We start from the raw sequence: 16,798 nt of genomic DNA, 5'->3' as shown, positions 1-16,798 counted from the left end.
TATTGTTTTGTAGGTGATGATGGCTCTTAGAGTTTACTGAGAGAATCAGACATGAATTTACAAGTTGCACGTAACCTTGAGCAATTTTTCAGACTATTAAACCGTTGGCCAGTTAATCTCGAAGAGCATATCGAATGTCATTGGGCTCCCTATGGCATTATGCTGGAATCGACTGCGGATCGTCTGTTAATGACTTCTTGGTTACTTGAACCTCAGGCGACAGATCTTAAGCCCTGGATTTCACGTTGGCATCCAGAAGCGTTTATGGGATTGCCTCAAAGAATTTTCAATGTAAGAAACACCTTGATGATTAGCTGCCTTTGTCCATCATCAAGTCAGGCTCATGATTGGTATCACCTCTGCCTGTTACAGCAAAAATTTCTAAATAAAGTGCTGACAGCGGGTAAGTTATGAACTTAATTACTCGTTGGTTGAATATAGCGGGAGGCCGATTAGATATTATCCTTAGCGCCATGCTAATGGTGGCTGTATTCATGATGATTTTACCGCTGCCTACCGCATTAATCGATCTTCTCATCGCATTTAATTTATGTTTATCCATTCTACTATTGATGATTGCGATATATATTCGCGACCCGCTCGAATTTTCTGTTTTTCCCTCTTTATTATTGATCACGACTTTATATCGTTTAGCGTTGACCGTAAGTACGAGTCGGCTCATTTTATTGCAACATGATGCTGGTGAGATTGTGTATACCTTCGGTAAATTCGTCGTTGGCGGTAACTTAGCTGTCGGGATTATTATATTTACGATTATTACTATCGTGCAGTTCATTGTGATCACAAAAGGCTCTGAACGGGTAGCAGAAGTCAGTGCTCGTTTTTCATTGGATGCAATGCCTGGTAAGCAGATGAGCATCGATGGTGATATGCGTGCCGGCATCATTGATGCTCAAGAGGCAAAACGTCAGCGAACCCAAGTGCAAAAAGAGAGTCAGCTTTATGGTGCTATGGACGGTGCGATGAAATTTGTTAAGGGTGATGCAATCGCGAGTATTATCGTTATTTTAGCAAATATTATAGGGGGGATTGCCGTCGGTGTTATGCAGCATGGCATGTCTGCATCGGAAGCGGTAAATACCTATGCCATATTATCTGTTGGTGATGGTTTGATTTCACAAATCCCTGCGCTGTTAATTTCCCTCACTGCCGGACTGATTGTTACACGAGTGCCAGGCGAAAAGCGTCAAAACTTAGCAAATGAATTGGTGTCGCAAATGGGTCGACAACCATCTTCATTGCAGATGGCTGGAATAATGATGTTTGTTTTTGCCATCATCCCTGGTTTTCCCCTGATAACGTTCGGTTTCTTAGGCTCATTAACTTTTGGTTTCTCCTGGTGGCTAATCCGTAAGAAAAAAATTGCTGAGGAGCAAGGTAGTCCCCATTTTTCAGACACCTCTGCATCCGGAGAAGTCGATGCCGATGGGAATATGTCTCCGGGGGCTATTCCTGTGATGCTTTGTCTTGGGGAGGATGTATCGATTACAGGAGTCAAAGAGGCATTACAAAAATTACGTTGGCAGCTATTTGAAGAGCTTGGTGTGCCATTACCTGAGATCCAATTGCAAGTCATTAAAAATGGTAGAAAAGGACAATTTGATGTTCTGCTGTATCAAGAGGTTGTGTTGCAACTACAGATAGATCCTGAAGAGTCGCTACTTGTTGATCAAAATGTCACATTACTTAGCCGGGTTGAATCTCTTAATTTTAATGGTGAAGAGTTACATTGGATCAAGGGGAATGTTGTAGAGCAAGCACTGGAGCAAGGTTTACCTGTACTTAGTAAAGAGACTATACCCGCTTATCTTGTGGGCAAAGTCATCAGAAGGTATGCCGGTGAATTTATCGGTGTACAAGAGACTCGTTATCTGATGGATGCTATCGAGGTGAAGTATGGTGAATTAGTCAAAGAGCTACAACGCGTATTGTCAGTTGGAAAGGTGGCGGACATCCTTCAACGGCTTGTGGATGAGGGGATAGCCATTCGAGATCTGCGTACCATTTTTGAAACCTTAGTTGAGTGGGTCGCTAAAGAGAAAGATGTCATTATGTTAACGGAATATGTACGTATTGCATTGCGCCGTCATATTCGAAGAAAGTTTGTCTCTCCCCAAGGCTGGATATCTGTACTCATGGTTGGCGATGGGATTGAGAACTTGATCCGAGAATCTATTCGCCAGTCTACTGCTGGATCATACTCTGCATTAGATTTAGAGCAAAGCAACCTTATCTTAACCGCGGTAGTGCAGCAGTTACCTGCTCAGCAATCCTGCGTGTTATTAACTTCACTGGATGTACGTCGTTATTTGAGGAAAATTGTAGAAAAAGAGTTATTTATGACGCCTGTATTGTCATTCCAGGAGTTAGGGGATGATGCTGAAATAAAGGTTATGGCTCATGTCGATTTGGTGGGAGAGAGTTTAGATGCTGCAATGGCGAGCTAACTGGAGCTAAACAATGAATTTACCCAATATACAAGATGCGAGTCTACAACTACAGAGCAGATTATTACCAAGTATACAGAATCAAGCTGTACGAACAGTACGCTATTTTGGAAAAGTTCAGGAGGTAGGCTCAACCTTAGTGAGGGCGACATTGCCCGGTGCTCATCAAGGAGAGCTGTGCCTCATTGGCCACAAACTTAAGTCTGAGGTTATAGCGGTGAAAGGTGATGAAGTCTTACTCTCGCCGTTCGATGTCACTAGTTGGTTACAAACTGGGGCGTTAGTTGAACCTATGGGGCATGGACATCAAGTGTTACTCGGATCAGAACTGTTGGGGCGAGTGGTTGATGGTTTAGGCGATGTCATGGATGGGTATCCACTAGATGCTTGTGAATGCAGACCAAATTATGGTGCCGCACCTAATCCTTTAAGCAGAAGCCTAATCGATACTGTCATGCCTATGGGCATCAGAGCTATCGACAGTGCACTTGCTTGTGGTGTTGGACAAAGGATTGGGATCTTTGCCGCTGCTGGCGGCGGGAAAAGTACCTTATTAGGTATGATAGCGTCACATTGTGAGGCGGATGTGATCGTATTAGCACTAGTTGGTGAGCGTGGACGCGAAGTGAGAGAGTTTATTGAATACAATCTAACGCCTGAAGCAAGAGCCAGAACTGTTATGGTGGTAGCGACTTCTGATAGGCCTCCGCTAGAGCGAATGAAGGCGACATTGACTGCAACGACGATTGCCGAATATTTTCGTGATCAAGGTAAAAATGTACTCTTGATGGTGGATTCTTTAACACGTTTTGCACGTAGTGCCCGTGAGATTAGTTTAGCCGCTGGAGAAGCTCCGGTATCGAATGGTTACCCACCGAGTGTTTTTGTTAATTTATCGGCATTGGTAGAGCGAGCTGGCCCAGCTGCAAAAGGGAGTATTACTGGGGTTTATACCGTTTTAGTTGAAGGAGATAATATGAATGAACCTATTGCAGATGAAGTTCGCTCATTGCTCGATGGTCACATTGTTTTATCGAGAAAGCTCGCTGGTGCAGGCCATTATCCTGCCATAGATATCAATGCTAGTGTTAGCCGAGTTATGGATCAAATTGTCACTCAGGAACAAAAAAAAAATGCGGCTAAGATGAGACAAATGCTGGCACTGTATGATGAAGTGCAGTTGCTGCTTAGGGTTGGAGAATATGTTCAGGGCCAAGATAAACAAACTGATGAGGCGGTAATGCGCTACGGCGCTATTAAAGATTTTTTACGCCAGTCAGTAGATGAGTTTAGTCCCTATGAAGTGAGCCAACAACAGCTCGCAGCTGTACTTTCTTAATAGAGATATTTCAACCGTGGAATTTGATATTGATCCTGATGATGCGCAGCAGCTAAACCGCTTGTTAGTCATCAGAACGGATAGGGAAAAAAAGTTACGCCGTCAACTCACTGAGCACCAACGAGCCCGTGAAACCTTGTATCTGCTATCGCAATCATTGCAGGACGATAGAAACAAGATTATCGCCAAACAAGTACAGCAAGAAGTGCCTCAGGCGGCATTGACTCCAACTGAGTTTGTGAGGTTTAAATTGATACTTGCAAAAGACTATCAGCAGGAGCGAACACTGGCTCAAAAACTGCTCTCTAATAAATTAAAGATAGACGATTTGACCATGAAGATGGACATATTGACTGTTGATATTAAAAAGCTGGCCAAAGCCCAAGAAAAATTGAAGGTGATACTTGATGAATGATCTGATTTATATGCAGAGAGCGAGGCACCATACTCTGTTGAAGGAAGATATTTACCATGAAACTGCTCCTGGTGCACGACACCGATTTGAAGCCTGTTTAAAGGGCGATAAAGATGAAAAGGGGAGTAGAGGCACGAGTCCTATACCTGATATGGCTAGATCTATGAATCAAGGTTCAGGGGTTTATCGTCAGCGTAATGTTGAAATTACACGCCAAGGAGCGATGTTAAATTACAGGCTTACAAATGGACCTATGGCGGGCTTACTTATTCAAGCTAGTTATGAGAGTCAAGGGATCCGGTTAAAGATTTACCCATCGTGTCAACGTCAATTCCAGATTATGACACGTCTATTACCAAGTTTAACTGAGGCTTTGAAGGGCAGAAGGTTTGAGGTTGATGTGTCACTAATGCCAACCAGCACTGATAAGAGTAAACATCAATTTACTCACATGAATTGTTAAGGAGGAATAGTGAAAAAATTGATAAAAGCAGCACAAATAATTGGACATGGACTTGAGCTGCAAGCATGTCGAATTGAGCTAAAACGAGTCTCGGGCGACGGAGTTTACTGGGGACGAAAAGATAATCATTTAACGGTTGGAATTTGGTGTTCTGCGCAGGACTGGCAGCGACTTGTGCTTGCTGTAACTCAGATCAGCGAACCTAATAGAGTCGATGAAGCGTTTCTACCCTGTATTACGGCCACTTTATTGGAAGAAGAGCTAGCTTGGGTCTTAAGTAAAATAGAGGACAAGCCCTCTGCTTTATGTTTGTTGGAGCATGTCCATCCGGTTATGACTTTTATACACCCTGAAGTGGGAGAAATAAATATTGTTTTGGTTAATTGGCCTCAAAAAGAGTGGCAGCCAGAAGTTGAAAGCTGGTCTCCCTATGCGGGGACATCTGCGACATTAAGTTTAAGCCTTGTAGCAGGCTATATTCCACAAACATCGGTTGCGCCAACTTTGCCTGAAGTGGGTGGTGGAGTATGGTTAGAAAACAGTGCACGAGTTGAACATGGCGAAGCCTTGCTTTGGTGTGATGGAGCAATAGCAAAAGTAACATTAGTTGAAGTTAAACAAGATGGAAAAGCGTGTTTGACAATTGATGAACTCTTGCCTGAAAATCATTTTATTCACCCTCCAATTGTTGCAGAAATTGCTAAGGTTGATATAACACTTGCACACTTGGGCGCCATGATGATGGAGGATAAATTTGAGGTCCAATTGAACTTATGTAATGAGGTCAGGCTTAGTCAGCAGAACGAGGTTGAAGACGCCATTGTTGGAACTGCTAGTTTGCTACGAAGTGAGGGGAACTTGTTGGCCCAAGTGAATAGCTTGAATTAATTATTTCAGTTTAAAAGTCTAAAAATAATTGTATGACTTCAGGTCTTCACCTGATACAGGCTCTTAACGAAAAACGTCATGATATAACCTTAGTCACATAGGAAATATTCATGAGCGTACTCGATAATCCTGTCCAACTTATTATTCTACTGTTTTGCCTGTCAATCTTGCCTTTGTTTGCAGTGATGGGCACATCATTTCTAAAGTTATCTATCGTACTTTCTATGTTGCGTAATGCGCTAGGGATACAGCAAATTCCACCCAATATGGCGATTTATGGTTTATCACTAATCTTAACGCTATTTATTATGGCGCCTATTGGGATGGAAATTAATGATAACCTGAAGGTTCACCCTATCGTTTTTGATTCGGCAAATATCATCGAACAGGTTAATACCTTAGCCATTATTCCTTATCGCGACTTTTTAGAAAAGAACACCAGTAAAACTCAATTAGATTTTTTTGCCAATATTGGCCATAAAACCTGGCCTGATAAGTACCAAGATGTATTGTCCAAAGATTCGCTATTTGTGATGTTACCTGCGTTCACTATGAGCCAGTTAATTGAAGCGTTCAAAATTGGCTTATTAATATACTTACCATTTGTTGCAATCGACCTTATTGTGTCCAATATTTTGTTAGCGATGGGGATGATGATGGTGTCACCCATGACCATATCTCTGCCATTTAAGTTATTGATATTTATATTGATGGGGGGGTGGGAAAAGCTAGTCAGTCAACTGATGGTGTCATTCTCATGAGTGAAAATATCATCATGCATCTCACTTCAGAGCTCCTCTGGATAGTACTTTTATTGTCACTTCCTGTGGTCATTGTAGCATCTATAATTGGCGTCATTGTCAGTCTTGTACAGGCATTGACCCAGATACAAGATCAAACATTACAGTTTTTAATCAAGCTGGTGGCGGTCTGTATCACTTTAGTGGTGAGTTATCACTGGATGGGTGGTTCATTACTTAATTATGCCGGCATGACTTTTGACCAAATAAGTCATATGGGGGGCTGACTCGAGTGAATCTGCTACCAATGGAAATAACAGCGCAACTACCTGTTTTAGCGCTATCTATGATGCGCCCTTTAGGAATGATGTTGTTGCTTCCTCTATTTAAAGGGGGGGCGATGGGGAGTGCACTCATTCGAAACAGTTTAGTCTTGCTATTCGCCTTACCAACATTACACGCCATGGCTGATATGCAAGAGGTCATTTTACAAGCTGATATATTAGGTGTGGTTAACTTATATGGGAAGGAGATATTGGTCGGTTTTTTGTTAGGTTTCTGCGCTGCAATCCCTTTTTGGGCCATAGATATGGCAGGTTTTGTTATTGACACCATGCGCGGGGCTTCCATGTCCACCGTTCTCAACCCACTCATGGGGCTACAATCTTCTATTTATGGCATGTTGTTTACGCAAGTGTTGACGGTACTCTTTCTCGTCTCTGGCGGATTTAATCACCTACTTACCGCCATGTATCAGTCCTATAATGAGCTACCACCGGGTTTTGAGCTGAACTTATCACAGCAGTTATTGACCTTCTTTAATCAAGAGTGGCTGTTGATGTGCCAATTGTGTCTAAGCTTTGCAATGCCCGCCATGGTTATCATGATTTTAGTCGATGTAGCCTTGGGACTGGTAAATCGTTCAGCCCAACAACTTAATGTATTTTTCTTATCTATGCCGATTAAAAGCGCGCTAGTGTTATTACTGCTTATTTACAGTTTACAGTTTGCACTTTCTCATTATCTTGAGCGTATTACAGGAGTAGAACAGCAAGTAGGCACATTGTTTCGCCTTTTGTCTGGTCATTAATGATAGCAGGAGCTAAGAGTGGCTGAGAAAACAGAAAAACCAACGGAAAAGCAACTTAAAGAAGCGAGAAACCGAGGGCAGGTGATAAAGAGCCCAGAAATTGTTACTGGCTTACAGATGGCTATTATTTTGGGCTATTTTCTGTTTGAAGGCCAGAACTTAATGCAGTCAATTATGTACCTCATTAATAGCACCATTGATGCCATCAACTTACCCTTGGAAACGGCAGCCAATCAGATCCTCGATAGGTTTGCTATGGTGGCATTACGATTTTTGGGGGGATTAGCGCTAGTACTTATATGTACGATAATTGTTGGGAATATCGCTCAAACTGGTCCTGTATGGGCGGCGGAATCATTAAAGCCTAGTATGAATAAGCTAAACGTGGTCAATAACGCCAAGCAAATGATTTCATGGAAAAGCGTGTTCGAGCTCGTGAAAAATCTAGTAAAGGTTACAGTTCTCTGTCTTGTATTTTATTACTTGTTACATCGATATGTTAATTCTTTTCAATATCTCCCCTTGTGTGGAGAAGAGTGTGGTATTGAAGTGATCTCGACGCTGATCACATGGCTCTGGGGATGTTTTTTAGGTTGCTATGTATTTTTTGGCGTGGCCGATTATGCATTTCAACGGTTTAATTTAATGAAAGAATTGAAAATGTCGAAAGATGACATCAAACAAGAATATAAGGACTCGGAGGGAAATCCTGAGGTAAAACAGAAGCGACGTGAGATACAAAGAGAAGTTGCATCGGGAAGTTTGGCTACTAATGTAAAAAAATCATCCGTAGTTGTACGTAATCCAACTCATTTAGCTATCTGTTTGTATTATCAAGCTGGTGAGACTCCGCTGCCTATGGTACTTGAAAAGGCTGAAGATCATATGGCGTTACATATTGTAGGCATGGCAGAGAAAGCCGGTATTCCTGTTGTTGAGAATATTCCACTGGCCCGGGCTATCTATAGTCAAATTGAGACGGGCTCTCCAATTTCCGAAGACCTATTTGAACCCGTTGCGGATCTGCTACGTGTAGTGATGGCGATACCTTATGATGATTACGACTAGATAATATCGCTTGGGTGTTTTATGCGCTGCGGGAGCAAAAACGACTGATTTAAACTACATTTATTGATGTCGATGCGCTTTATTATTGAGCCATAACAAGTGAAGGAGGTGTCATGATGCTTATTCAAATGCTGGTGGCACTGACTTTGTACTTTTTTATCCCGCTACTTGCGTCCGCTGAAGATATTGAGGTTACCCTCTATGCCGATGCCAACTATCCACCTTATTCCTTCACCGAGGCTGGTGAATTGAAGGGGATTTACGCCAATATCATTAAACGTGCAGTGTCCCGGATGAAAGGTTACAAGGTGACTTTGGTCGGTGTACCCTGGAAGCGGGGGTTACGTTTGATAGAAAGCGGTAAAGGTTTCGCCATTTACCCCCCCTATTTTCATGTGGAGAAGCGTCCCTATATCTGGCCCTATTCCTTACCTATATTGGACGAAAGAGTCATGGTCATATGCCGGGAGGATATCTTTTTCAGGATGATGAGATTGAACTGGGTCGAAGATTATTATGGATTAGTGATAGGCGTTAATTCAGGATTTCACTTGGGCGGAGACGCGTTTTGGCAAGCGGCTGAAGAGGATAAAATTACCGTGAGTGAAGCAAAAGGGAATAGAGAAAATCTGCTGCAGCTTGGTTTGAAGCGGATAGATTGTTATCTCAACGACCGTATCTCTATTTTGTGGGAGCTCAAAAAACTTAAACTGAGCGGTGAATATGACGAAGGTGGCAAACATGCCAGGTTGATAGAAGGTGTCACTGTCAGTATAGAGCAAGGCTTCTTAGGTTTTACCAATAGGGATGAAGGTAGGTTTGCCTATAAAGAGGATTTTAAAAAGCAGTTCGACATCATCATCTACGACATGCGAAGAAGCGGTGAGATGCAAAAGATCATCAATGACTTCCTTCGTTAAATCTCATTTTTACCTATCAAATATTATCAAGGCTGCAGAACTGGTTATCGATAACAGAATGGAGTTTCTTGAGTCTGGAGCCTTATAGCAGTGCTTAGAGCTTGAAAAAACGTCGCTAAATCGGCTTATTGTCAGTTAATGTTTTTCAAACGGGATGAATTTGGTAGAATAAACGGTAATTAAAGGAGAGTTATCAATGTCAGTTTATGTAGTGGGCCATAAGATCCCAGATTCAGATTCAATTTGTGGTGCAATTGCACTCGCTAACCTGAAAAACGCAATCGACGAGCCAGCCATAGCAGCTCGTTTAGGTGAGCTATCACCTGAAACCGCATTCATCCTAGAAAGTTTGGTTTCCAGGCCCCTGAATTCAAGACTAGCTACGCCGGTGAAGAGGTATTTATCGTCGATCATTCTGAGCTGACTCAGGCCCCAGATGATATCGCCGAAGCGACGATTGTTGGTATTGTCGATCACCATAAGCTGGGTGATTTGACTACATCGACTCCGCTTGAGTGCTGGATCCGTCCTGTTGGCTGTAGTAATACTATCATCAAGATGATGTATGACTTCCATGGCGTGGCAATTCCAAAAGATATCGCCGGCATCATGATGTGTGCGATTCTCAGTGACACAGTTATCTTCAAATCTCCTACCTGTACCACGGCCGATATCAAGTGTGTCGAAGCCTTGGCTGAAATCGCCGGTATCGAAGATTTTAAAGAGCTGGGCATGGACATGTTTAGGGTTAAATCAGCAGTTCAAGGCACACCGGTACGTGACCTTGTTATGCGTGACTTTAAAGACTTCAACATGAATGGTCATCTGGTGGGTATTGGTCAACTTGAGGTCATCGACCTGTCTGTATTTGACGACATCAAGGCCGAGCTAGAAACCGACATCGCCGCTCTTAAAGCCGAAGGCGGACGTCACAGCATGTTGCTGCTACTGACCGATATCATGAAAGAAGGCTCTGAGCTGTTGATCGTCAGTGATGATGCGACCCTGACCGAGCGTGCCTATGGTAAATCAACCGAGAACGGCCGCGTTTGGCTCGATGGCGTATTGAGCCGCAAGAAGCAGATAGTGCCTCAGCTACAAGAAGCACTGGCTTAAACGATTTTGATGCCCAGTTAGCCGCGGCTAGCTGGGTGCTAAGTTAACGGAATTAAAAAGGCCGAAACAGTAATGTTTCGGCCTTTTATTTTGTCTCGTTTAAATGAACAGTCCCCTAGGCTTGAGACGCGAGATATCCAGGAGCCAGCTCTGTTTATTCCGTATGATTTCGTTCCTCACTTTACGGAACGACCTGTTTAAAAGCCGTCATCCCGGCATTGAGACGCGAGATGCCAGGAGCCAGCTCTGCTTGAAAGACATGGATTCCGTATAAGCTCCTTGCTCTCTTTACGGAACGACTCGTTCAAAAAGCCGTCATCCCGGGGGTGAGGTACGAGATGCCCGGGATCCAGCTCTGTTTGAGAGACGTGGATTCCGTTCAAGCGCCTTGTTCACACTTAAGTTGCGGCTGGAGATGTCTGCCTTAGTTCACTCAAGCGAGCCTGAGCCAGACCTAATACCGAGTCCGCTGGATGCTCATCATGCTGCTTAGACTTACTGTCTAGATTAATTCCGGACTCGATGCCTGTTAGCAGCTCGATGGCCTGACTGACATGATCGATGGCCCAGATATTAAATTTACCTTTCTTGACCGCCTCGACAATGTCGCTGCGCAGCATCAGGTTCTGCACGTTCGTCTTAGGAATGATCACCCCTTGAGTGTTAGTGCGTCCCTTGATGGTACAAACATCGAAGAAGCCTTCAATCTTCTCGTTAACGCCGCCGATAGGCTGGGCTTCACCGAACTGATTCATCGAGCCTGTAATGGCCACATCTTGTCTGATGGCCTGATTAGAAAACGAAGACACTATGGCGCACAGTTCGGCCATAGTGGCGCTATCACCATCGACACCACCGTAAGATTGCTCAAAGGTGATATGGGTGGTGAGAGGGATCTTGGCCGTTTTACCTAGCAAGGACGCCAAGTAAGCCGACAGGATCATCACGCCCTTTGAGTGTAGGCTGCCACCTAAGTCCACTTTCCTCTCTATGTCGAACACCTTGCCTTCACCGAAGGCAGTGGTTGCCGTGATGCGGTTCGGCGCGCCGAACTGGTGATCGGAAGTGGCGATAACAGACAGGGCATTGACCTGTCCGACCACATGATCTTTTGTGCTGATGAGTGTGGTGCCTGTGATGAAACTCTCCATCACATTATCTTTGAGTCGGCATACGCGCATCTCATGATTATGCAGAGCTTGCTCCACATGGCTGGCACGGATCATGTTGGCATTGACGGCGCGGGCACAGTAATTAGATTCTCGCAGCAAGTTGGCGATGTCGGCCGAGTGCAGAGAGAGCTTGTTCTGATCGTCTGCCTGACGTGAACTGAATTCTATGATGCGTTTTATGGCATTGCGATCACAATGGAGCATCTTGTTGCCATGGACGATACTGGAGATAAACTTAGCGTATTGAGCCTCAGATTTCTCGGTACGAGGCATCACATCTTCAAAATCTGCAGTCACCCTAAACAGTTCATTGAATTCGGGATCATAGTGCTGCAATAACTGATAAGTCTGATAATCACCGAATAAGATGATTTTTACATCCAGAGGAATCGCCTCGGGATCCAGTGAGATGGTGCCAGACAGGGTCACTTCACGTTCTAAGGAACTAAGGCTGAGTTTGCGCGAGCGAAGCGCACGCTTAAGGCCATCCCACACATAGGGCTGTTCCAATACCTTGGCCGCATCTATCATCAGCACGCCGCCATTGGCCTTGTGCAGACTGCCGGAGCGGATCAGTGAGAAATCGGAAAAGATGGTGCCTTTGAAGGTCGCATTCTCGATATAACCGAAGATGGAGTGATAGTTGGGTGACTCCTCGACTATGATGGGCATCTTGCCGCCATCTTGATTGACTAGCACATTGACCTGATAGCGGCGGGGCATTTTCTTGTCTAATGAGGCATAAGAAAGCGCCAGTTGCTCCTCGTTATCTTCGAGAAACAGATCTAAGTTATCCAGAATGTCTTTATGCATAGCACCAAGATAGCCCTTAACGGCTGGAATGGCGCTGTACTTTTCCTTGAGCTTAGTCATCAGGTGGCTGAGCACGTCTTGAGCAACTTGCTCGTCTTGCTTCTGTTGCTTGTCCGAGTATTCCTCTTCCCACACGGTAAATTGACGGACTATGACTCTAAGCTTAGATTCGAGATCCACGATAGAGGTTTCTAAAGCATCCTGTTTTTTCTTGGTTAATGCTTTAAATGTCACATCGGTATGGGCTTCCTCACCTTTCATGGCTACAAGCTCATAGCTGCCTTGGGCCGTGATGGTCAGGCTGATACTTGCATCTTTGGCTTCTTTAGTGAGGCCTTTAAGTGCAGACTCCTGCCTATTAGACAGCTGACTCTTGAGCTTCTCGGCGCTGGAATAATACATCTCATTGTCGAATGCCAACGGCAGAGCCTTGGTCAGCTTGATGATAAACTTCTCGACATCTTTCTTAAACTCGATGCCCGAACCTGCCGATAGCTTCAGCACCTTAGGCACACGGGCTTCATCGAAATTAATCACATAGCACCAGTCATGGAGACTATGGCCGCGGCCATTGGGCTCGTGACGATTGAGATAACGCATCACCATGGTGCGTTTGCCTAGGCCGTTACGGCCGATAGCATAGATATTATAACCCTTGTCCGGCATGGACATGGCAAATTCAACAGCCTGTTGGGCGCGTTCCTGTCCAACTATTTCATCCAGGGGAGTTAAGTGTTTAGTCGACTTACAATCTGCCTCCAGGCCTGATAGCTCAGAACTTCGGTAAAGCTGGTCACTGCTTAGAGGGGATAACGGAGATATTGGCATAGAAAAACCTCGTATATGACTCTGATGATTTCAGTGTAGCCATGAAGATTTAAAAATTCAGTAGTTAATTTCGGCAGTTAGCGTTTTTTGGCCAATAAAGCGTTCAAGCGCTCAAATTATAGACACACCTTGATTTTAAACGTTTAAAACTTACTCAGGAAAGGGGGAAAGTGAATCAGTCAAAAGGCTGAAACTTGTTTATAGGGATAAATTTATGGGGCTATAATTTTTTTTAGAGACCAACTGCTAAAGAAAATCTGAGATAAAAAAGCGAGGGACATGCCCCCGCCATTAACTCGCTAAAACTAAAAACTTTCTTTTAGAGAGCGACTTATCTTGCGTTAACTTGCTTGGCTCTCGGTCTGAAGCGATACACCAGCAGGTAGAGTACGGGTAAGATGACCAGAGTCAGCAGGGTCGATGACACTATGCCGCCGATAACCACAGTTGCCAGCGGACGCTGCACCTCGGCGCCGGTGCCGACATTAAGGGCCATGGGTACAAATCCCAGACTCGCGACTAAGGCTGTCATTAATACCGGCCGTAGTCGCTGACTCGCGCCTTGCTTAATGGCCTCAAAAAGCTCCAGCCCTTGTACTCTTAGCTCCTTGATAAAGCTCAGCATCACCACGCCATTTAGCACGGCTATGCCCGACAGGGCGATAAAGCCCACCGCCGCCGAGATAGACAGAGGCATGTCCCTGAGCACCAGGGCCAGTACGCCCCCGGTCAGTGCTAGCGGCACACCGCTGAAGATGATCATCGAGTCTCTGATTGAGCCAAAGGCGCTGTATAACAGGCCGAAGATGAGCAGTAAGGTCAGTGGCACGATTATCATCAAGCGATTGGATGCCGATTCGAGCTGCTCGAAGGTGCCACCATACTCGCTCCAGTAGCCACTGGGTAGCTTAAGCTCGTCACCCATGAGGATTTTAGTGTCCTTGATGAAAGAGCCTAAATCTCGTCCCTCGACATTGGCGGTCACCAGCACATGACGCTTGCCGCTCTGACGGTTGATTTGATTGGGGCCAATCTTGAATCGAATGTCGGCCACTTCTCCCAAAGGCACATAGCTAAGGTCCGGGTTGAGATCCAAGGGAAGGGCGATAGGCAGGTTTTCCAGTGCCTTGAGATCTTGGCTGATATTGCTATTCATACGCACTATGAGTTTAAACCGTCTGTCCCCCTCATAGATAAGGCCGACTTGAACACCTGATACGGCGACCTGCAGCGCTTGCTGAACATCGACTATAGTGAGACCCAGCAAGGCTAAGTGATCCCGGTTTGGCTCGATAGAGAGGGTTGGCAGGCCTGACATCTGCTCCACACGGACATCCTTAGCCCCCTCGAGTTGCTGAAATAAGCCCAGAGCACGATCGCCGGCCTGTTTGAGGACATCGAGATCGTCACCATATATCCTTAGGGCCACATCGGCGCGCACACCGGCAATCAACTCGTTGAAGCGCATCTCGATAGGCTGGGTAAATTCATAGTTATTCCCCGGTACCTGTTCGATATGATGACGCAGCTCATCGATGAACGCCTCCTTGGTCTTACTGGGGTTAGCCCATTGGGATCTGGGTTTAATGATCAAGATGGTATCGGCAACACTTGGCGGCATAGGATCTGTGGCCACCTCTGGGGTACCGATTTTCGAAAACACCCGCTCCACTTCATCGAGTTCACCTATGATCAGCTCAAGCTTCTTCTGCATCTCGATAGACTGCTCTAGGCCTGTGCCGGTAATGCGCATAGCATGGAGGGCTATGTCTCCTTCATCCAGTTTAGGCAAAAACTCAGAGCCTAAACGGGTCACCTGATAAGAGGTGACCGCCATCAAACCTATAGCAGCAATAACTATGATGGCTGGGCGTTTGAGGGAGAAGAACAACACGGGTTCATAGACGCTACGGGCCTTAGACATAAGCCAATTTTCTTTCTCATTGACCTTGCCCTTGACGAATATCGCGATGGCCGCCGGCACGAAGGTGACCGAGAAAATAAGCGCACCAATCAGTGCAGCCACAACAGTGAAGGCCATGGGATGGAACATCTTACCTTCAACGCCGCTGAGGGCGAAGATGGGCAGGTAGACCAACATGATGATAAGCACACCGAACACGGCAGGGCGGAACACCTCCTTAGTTGCATCGAACACCACCTCCATCCTCTCTTCGAGCGAGAGCAGACGAGCGTATTTTTTCTGAGCCATGCCGAGACGGCGCAGGGCGTTCTCGACGATGATCACCGCGCCATCGACTATGATGCCAAAATCGATGGCACCCAGACTCATCAGATTACCCGATACCCGGTTAGTCGTCATGCCTGTGATGGCGAACAACATACTCAGCGGGATCACCAGGGCGGCGATCAGCGCGGCGCGAAAGTTACCCAACAGGGCAAACAGGACGACGATCACCAGCACGGCACCCTCGAACAGGTTCTTTTGCACTGTGGCTATGGCTTTATCGACCAGCCCGGTTCTATCATACACAGCTTCGGCGATGATGCCTTGGGGTAGACTGGCATTGATGAGTTTGAGTCTGTCACCGACCTCTTTGGCGACCACGCGGCTGTTTTCCCCCATCAGCATGAAGGCGGTACCCAGTACTGTTTCCTGGCCATCTTGTGTGGCGGCGCCTGTTCTGAGCTGTTTACCGTAGAAGACTTCGGCCACATCGCCGATACGCACCGGCGCATCGTCACGCTTGGTGATCACGACTTTACGGATCTGTTCGAGATCTTTGAGTTGTCCGGGTGAGCGGACTAACCATTGCTCGCCGTTTCTCTCGATATAACCTGCGCCCGCGTTGCGGTTGTTGCGCTCTAGGGCGGTGATCACATCATTGATGCTGATCTTAAAGGCCAACATCTTACTGGGATCCGGCGCGACCTGATATTCACGCTCGAATCCGCCTAAGCTGTTGATCTCGGTGACGCCGGCCACTTTGACCAACTGAGGGCGAATGATCCAGTCCTGAATGGTCCGCAGATCTTCGGCGTTATAGGGGGTGCCGTCTTCCTTAGTCGCGCCGTCTTGGGCACGAATGGAGTAGGTGAACACCTCACCAAGACCACTGCTCACCGGCCCAAGAGCCGGCTTGGCATCCTGAGGAAGCTCGCCGCGTATACCTTGCAGGCGCTCGGAGATCTGTTGCCTGGCCCAATAGATATCGGTGCCTTCGTCGAAAATCACCGTCACCTGAGACAGGCCATAGCGTGAGATGGAGCGGGTATACTCCAGATTAGGAATGCCTGCCATGGCGTTCTCTATCACATACGTCAGGCGTTGCTCGGACTCTAGTGGTGAGTAGCCCGCTATGGCCGTGTTGATCTGCACTTGGACATTGGTGATGTCCGGCACCGCATCGATAGGCAGTTTTAAGGTGTTATAAACGCCCAGCAAGGCGATGAGCAAGGTCATCGCCAGTACTAGTAACCGTCGCTTTAGGGCGAAGGAGATGATTGTATCCATTGA

At 45.9% G+C, this 16,798-nt stretch carries 13 protein-coding genes and 1 pseudogene; 12 read left to right on the top strand and 2 right to left on the bottom strand.

The window, feature by feature from the left end; translation table 11 throughout:
- Positions 1–51 precede the first annotated feature (51 nt).
- From SVI_RS10495 to SVI_RS10440, 12 genes and pseudogenes are all read left to right on the top strand, one after another.
- A complete protein-coding gene (locus SVI_RS10495; protein ID WP_013051512.1) occupies positions 52–414 on the top strand; it encodes a hypothetical protein in 363 nt (120 codons plus the stop codon).
- Positions 411–2,468 (top strand): EscV/YscV/HrcV family type III secretion system export apparatus protein, encoded by a 2,058-nt coding sequence (locus SVI_RS10490; protein ID WP_013051511.1) that lies wholly within the window; start codon positions 411–413, stop codon positions 2,466–2,468. Before SVI_RS10495 ends, SVI_RS10490 begins: the two co-directional genes overlap by 4 nt.
- A gap of 13 nt (positions 2,469–2,481) precedes the next feature.
- Positions 2,482–3,807 (top strand): EscN/YscN/HrcN family type III secretion system ATPase, encoded by a 1,326-nt coding sequence (locus tag SVI_RS10485; RefSeq protein WP_013051510.1) that lies wholly within the window; start codon positions 2,482–2,484, stop codon positions 3,805–3,807.
- A 16-nt stretch (positions 3,808–3,823) separates the two neighbouring features.
- Entirely contained in the window at positions 3,824–4,222 is a 399-nt protein-coding gene (locus SVI_RS10480; RefSeq protein WP_013051509.1) for a hypothetical protein, read from the top strand.
- Positions 4,215–4,685: a hypothetical protein gene (locus SVI_RS21105; RefSeq protein WP_013051508.1), complete on the top strand. Its 471-nt coding sequence runs from the start codon at positions 4,215–4,217 to the stop codon at positions 4,683–4,685. The genes SVI_RS10480 and SVI_RS21105 overlap by 8 nt, the downstream gene beginning before the upstream one ends.
- 9 nt (positions 4,686–4,694) lie before the next feature.
- Complete coding sequence (locus tag SVI_RS10470; RefSeq protein ID WP_013051507.1) at positions 4,695–5,573, top strand: hypothetical protein; 879 nt, start codon at positions 4,695–4,697, stop codon at positions 5,571–5,573.
- Between the two features lie 110 nt (positions 5,574–5,683).
- Entirely contained in the window at positions 5,684–6,334 is a 651-nt protein-coding gene (sctR, locus tag SVI_RS10465; RefSeq protein WP_013051506.1) for a type III secretion system export apparatus subunit SctR, read from the top strand.
- Entirely contained in the window at positions 6,331–6,600 is a 270-nt protein-coding gene (locus SVI_RS10460) for an EscS/YscS/HrcS family type III secretion system export apparatus protein (RefSeq protein WP_041419869.1), read from the top strand. The genes sctR and SVI_RS10460 overlap by 4 nt, the downstream gene beginning before the upstream one ends.
- A 5-nt stretch (positions 6,601–6,605) precedes the next feature.
- A complete protein-coding gene (sctT, locus tag SVI_RS10455) occupies positions 6,606–7,403 on the top strand; it encodes a type III secretion system export apparatus subunit SctT (RefSeq protein WP_231847714.1) in 798 nt (265 codons plus the stop codon).
- An 18-nt stretch (positions 7,404–7,421) separates the two neighbouring features.
- Positions 7,422–8,471, top strand: a complete 1,050-nt coding sequence (locus SVI_RS10450; RefSeq protein WP_013051503.1) for an EscU/YscU/HrcU family type III secretion system export apparatus switch protein — start codon at positions 7,422–7,424, stop codon at positions 8,469–8,471.
- 113 nt (positions 8,472–8,584) lie between these two features.
- The gene (locus SVI_RS10445; RefSeq protein WP_041419867.1) at positions 8,585–9,391 is read left to right on the top strand and encodes a substrate-binding periplasmic protein; all 807 of its coding nucleotides are present in this window, start codon (positions 8,585–8,587) and stop codon (positions 9,389–9,391) included.
- Between the two features lie 196 nt (positions 9,392–9,587).
- Positions 9,588–10,507, top strand: a pseudogene (locus SVI_RS10440) (manganese-dependent inorganic pyrophosphatase).
- Between the two features lie 398 nt (positions 10,508–10,905).
- On the opposite strand, the gene SVI_RS10435 reads toward SVI_RS10440, so the two are convergent.
- Positions 10,906–13,320 (bottom strand): Lon protease family protein, encoded by a 2,415-nt coding sequence (locus SVI_RS10435; protein WP_013051499.1) that lies wholly within the window; start codon positions 13,318–13,320, stop codon positions 10,906–10,908.
- A 331-nt stretch (positions 13,321–13,651) separates the two neighbouring features.
- Complete coding sequence (locus tag SVI_RS10430) at positions 13,652–16,795, bottom strand: efflux RND transporter permease subunit (RefSeq protein ID WP_013051498.1); 3,144 nt, start codon at positions 16,793–16,795, stop codon at positions 13,652–13,654.
- Positions 16,796–16,798: the final 3 nt, after the last annotated feature.

The organism is Shewanella violacea DSS12, from assembly GCF_000091325.1.
In the GTDB taxonomy this organism is placed as follows: domain Bacteria; phylum Pseudomonadota; class Gammaproteobacteria; order Enterobacterales; family Shewanellaceae; genus Shewanella; species Shewanella violacea.
This window is presented reverse-complemented; position numbering and strand designations above follow the sequence as displayed.